The 1,529-nt window shown below is 51.3% G+C and carries 1 protein-coding gene; it reads right to left on the bottom strand.

Annotated features, from left to right (window positions below):
* Positions 1-19: 19 nt before the first annotated feature.
* Complete coding sequence (locus C7Y69_RS17000; RefSeq protein ID WP_126873483.1) at positions 20-1,429, bottom strand: IS66-like element ISAma4 family transposase; 1,410 nt, start codon at positions 1,427-1,429, stop codon at positions 20-22.
* Positions 1,430-1,529 lie beyond the last annotated feature (100 nt).

Below are 1,529 nucleotides of genomic sequence, written 5' to 3' on the forward strand. Positions count from 1 at the left end.
GTAACCGTTCACCAAGGCCCTATTGACAGGCAGCTTTGAAGTCGTCGAGCAGAGGATAGGACGTTTTGTTCAGCGTCGCTTCGAGAATGGCGCGGAGCCAATTCAGTGGATTCAGCTTTTGTTTCCGGCAGGTTTCGACGATGGTGAGTATACGTTGTCTGAACAGTTCCCCTCGGTGAGACCACACACCATAGCTGCCTTTTCGCCACAGCACATAGCTTCGCAATGAACGCTCGGCTTCATTGTTAGTGAGAGGGACGCCATCGTGACTGAGGAATACCCAGCACATGTCATCGTGTTTTAGCAGTAGCTTACACCGGTTCTGATAGCGGGGAGTCACACAGCGTCTTGATGCCAGTTCAAGTTGCTCTCGCCAGGCGATGCGTAGTTTTTCCATCCGGTCCAGGTATCGCTTTTCACTTAGTGCGTTACTCTCATACCGGTGTTGCAGCCGGAACAGTATGCGAATGAGCCTGACTAACGTCGTTCCATAAGTCTTGTTCGTTCCCCAGCTTTCCGCCAGCGCATTCATGTTTCTTAAGATATGCGCCCAGCACAATTGACGGTGGTCTGAATCGATGTAGTGATAACCGGCATACTGGTCAGTAACAACAATGCTTTCCGGATTATCGCCGAGTAGTTTCTTTGCCGCCCAGGCGCCACGTGAGAAGTGCGTCATAAAGCATGATAATTCTGCTGTGCATACCTGCCACATCCAGCGGTTTTCGTTACCACGCTGATGACGGGTTTCATCGCAGTGCACCACCGCCTCAGTGCGCATCGTCTCTTTGATATCCTGATACGCTGGCGTCAGTACTGAACTAACCCGGCCCTGCGCTTCAGAGATAGCACCGCGACTGAACGATAAACCGAAGTTCTGTTCGAGCTGCTGCTGGATTTTACTGATACTCTGGTGAAACTGCCCCGACTGCATTGCCACATAGGCTAGCAGGTTATTGCCCATCTGCCCCTGATTCACGTTGTCAGGTAGCGTTGCTTTTACCGTTTTGCTGCACTGACAACACTGGCCCTGATGCAACTGATGTTCGACTACAGAGAATGCCTGGCTGGGAATATCAAATACCTGATGCCGACGATAAGGGGAATCATTGATAGCAATGTCACCACCGCAAGCACAAGTATCGTCGGGATAATAGGTGCGCGTCTCATCAACGGTATCGGCCAGCATCCGCTTACTGCCTTTATGGCCGGATTGCGCACCGCGCTTACGGCCTGTCGGCTTTTTAGCTGGCGCAGAAGAGGACGCCCCCGGCCCATTAGACGATGGCGGACGCGATGAATTACGACTGTTTTGATTCAGTCGGTCTTCGAGGTCATTTAGCCTGTCCCAGAGTGTACTAATGAGCTCATTGGCATCATCGAGATTAGTAGCGACGGGTGGCTTTGTGGGCTGCTTTTTACGTGGCATGAAACCACTCTGACAGACTGGCGGGATCAATCAATAGGATCCCCACGATCATTGAAAATAAATATTACTAACTGTCAATAGGGCCCTGGTGAACGGTTAC

The organism is Alteromonas sp. KS69, from assembly GCF_003989595.1.
In the GTDB taxonomy this organism is placed as follows: domain Bacteria; phylum Pseudomonadota; class Gammaproteobacteria; order Enterobacterales; family Alteromonadaceae; genus Alteromonas; species Alteromonas naphthalenivorans.